The organism is Fictibacillus sp. NRS-1165 (assembly GCF_050468105.1).
In the GTDB taxonomy this organism is placed as follows: domain Bacteria; phylum Bacillota; class Bacilli; order Bacillales; family Fictibacillaceae; genus Fictibacillus_C; species Fictibacillus_C terrinigri.
This window is the reverse complement of the sequence record NZ_JBDPNU010000113.1, coordinates 1-2394: the sequence shown is the minus strand read 5'-3', so window position 1 is coordinate 2394 and position 2394 is coordinate 1. Positions and strand designations below refer to the sequence as shown.

The following is a 2394-nucleotide window of genomic DNA, read 5'->3' as shown; positions in this document are numbered from 1 at the left end:
ATCCCCAGTTCAATAAGTTATTTCCTGAAATTAAAGGAAAAATCGAGCTCGGATTAAAAGTTATCGGAAAAAAAGAATGGCTGGAAAATGAAATTAATAAAAGTCCTGAAGTAGAAAAAATGAAACAAACCGTTCAAGGCAAGTCAGACAACGCCGGCTTTTATGACCGTATTAAGCTTGGAGGGATGGCTAACCAATTCTTTGCTTCTCTCCAGGAGGATATTAAATCAGAGATTTTTGAACCATTAAAAGAAGTGGCTGCAGCCTCAGTTGCAAATGAACCCATCGGAGAAACGATGTTGTTAAACGCTGCATTTTTGATTGATCGGAGCCAAGAGGAACTTTTTGACCAGAAGATAAATGAAGCCTTTGAAAAATGGGACGGCAAAGTTGAATTCAAATATTCGGGTCCCTGGCCGGCTTACAATTTTATAAATATAAAACTTAAAGTGGAGGAAAATAAATGATTCACAAACTATTCACTGCCCCAATGAACCTCGTCTTTAAGGTCGGTGAAAAAGTGAAAGAAGAAGCAGACAGAGAACTGTATGATATTTCTAATATTCAGCAAAAGCTTGTGCACCTTCAAATGTTGTATGAGCTGGATGAAATACCTGAGAAATTATACAGGGAACAAGAAGAGGAATTATTGATCCGTTATGAGGCAGCCAAGAAGCGGGAAATGGAACAATGGGACAATATGACGAAGCAGCAGAAATGAGGGGATTAAAATGAGCGATTTGATTTATTTATACGGACTTATTCCCACGGAAGAGGAGAAAAGGGAATCGGTAATCCCGTTTAAGGGACTAGATGAACAAAAAGAAGCCTATTCGGTGCAAATCGGCAAGATTACCGCGGTTGTATGTAATCTTGATTCTAAAGAGTATTCAGAAGCATCGATTGAAGAAAAGATCAACAATAATATGGAGTGGCTGCAGAAAAAAGCTTTGCATCATCATAATGCCTTATTAAACCTCAAACAAAAATATACGGTAATTCCAATGAAATTTTGCACCATTTATAAAAACGAGAACAGCATGAGAAAAACGATTGAAAATAATCAGGAAAAAATAACAGACTCGTTTTTACATTTGGCTGAAACTGAGGAATGGAATTTAAAAATCTACTGTGATGACTCACTTTTAAAGAAATATGTAAGTGGCCGAAATATAAATATCGCATCAAAAAAGGAGGAGATAAGCAAGTTACCTCCAGGAAGGCAATTTTTTGAGAAAAGAAAGCTGGATCAATTGTTAGATAAAGAACTTGAAACTGAAAAAGAGTCAGTTTGTGAACAAATTCATGATAGATTGAAACAATTTTCCTTAAATCATACAGTGAAAAATAATTGGAGCAAGGACGTAACCGGAAAGAAATATGATATGAGCTGGAATAGTGTTTATCTTATAGCGGTTGATCGAGTTGAAGAGTATTTAGAAGAAATTAATAGCATGACAAAAGAAATGGAAGAATACGGTTGGAAATTTGAAGCTTCAGGTCCTTGGCCTGCATATCATTTTGCAAGCATGGCTTAAAAAGAGGGAAAGGAGGAAAGTCGACATATGAGCAATAGGGAATCCGTTGAAAATAAAAACATTGCTCTTATTGATATATTGGATGTCATATTAGACAAAGGTGTAGCGATTAAAGGAGATCTAGTAATCTCTATTGCTGGTGTCGATTTGGTCTATTTAGATCTGCGTGTGTTAATCGCTTCTGTCGAAACTCTTGTTGCTTCCCAATCGGGCAACCGGAAGGAAATTTCGTCCGAGGAATTTGATAAACAGAGGGAGGAGCTAATGTATGCAAGTCAATAATCCGGCCAATAGCAGGATTACCCTAGACCCTGATCATGCAGAGCATGGTTTAGCCCAACTGGTTTTGACGGTTATCGAATTGCTAAGGCAAATTGTTGAAAGACATGCTATCCGCCGGGTAGATGGCGGAACATTAACTGAGGAACAGATTGAAAATTTAGGAGTCGCACTAATGAATTTAGAAGTGAAGATGGATGAATTAAAAGAGATATTTAATCTTAAAGATGAAGATTTAAATATTGACCTTGGACCATTGGGCAAGTTACTTTAGCCAAACCAATAGTAAGGAGTGATTGAAATGGCAGTGGAGCATCCCACACAATCCAGCACAATCGTAGACGTTTTGGAAAAGATACTGGATAAAGGGGTCGTCATTGCTGGAGATATTACCGTTGGCATTGCTGACGTCGAATTATTAACCATTAAGATTCGTCTAATTGTCGCTTCTGTAGATAAAGCGAAGGAAATTGGCATGGACTGGTGGGAAAATGACCCTTATTTATCATCGAAAGCGAATGAAGGACAGCAAAAATTAGAAGAGGAAAATCGGAAATTAAACGAGCGTATTCAATTA

The 2394-nt window shown here is 37.4% G+C and carries 6 protein-coding genes; all 6 read left to right on the top strand.

What is annotated here, in order from left to right:
* A partial coding sequence (locus ABHN01_RS24750; RefSeq protein WP_429877752.1) for a GvpL/GvpF family gas vesicle protein occupies positions 1 to 467 on the top strand: 467 nt, incomplete at its 5' end.
* The gene (locus ABHN01_RS24745; protein ID WP_429877751.1) at positions 464 to 721 is read left to right on the top strand and encodes a gas vesicle protein GvpG; all 258 of its coding nucleotides are present in this window, start codon (positions 464 to 466) and stop codon (positions 719 to 721) included. The genes ABHN01_RS24750 and ABHN01_RS24745, both read left to right, overlap by 4 nt.
* A 10-nt stretch (positions 722 to 731) precedes the next feature.
* A complete protein-coding gene (locus tag ABHN01_RS24740; RefSeq protein ID WP_429877750.1) occupies positions 732 to 1538 on the top strand; it encodes a GvpL/GvpF family gas vesicle protein in 807 nt (268 codons plus the stop codon).
* 27 nt (positions 1539 to 1565) lie between these two features.
* Positions 1566 to 1820: a gas vesicle protein gene (locus ABHN01_RS24735; RefSeq protein WP_290399123.1), complete on the top strand. Its 255-nt coding sequence runs from the start codon at positions 1566 to 1568 to the stop codon at positions 1818 to 1820.
* Entirely contained in the window at positions 1807 to 2091 is a 285-nt protein-coding gene (locus tag ABHN01_RS24730; RefSeq protein WP_290399124.1) for a gas vesicle protein K, read from the top strand. The genes ABHN01_RS24735 and ABHN01_RS24730 overlap by 14 nt, the downstream gene beginning before the upstream one ends.
* Before the next feature lie 27 nt (positions 2092 to 2118).
* A partial coding sequence (locus ABHN01_RS24725) for a gas vesicle protein (protein ID WP_429877749.1) occupies positions 2119 to 2394 on the top strand: 276 nt, incomplete at its 3' end.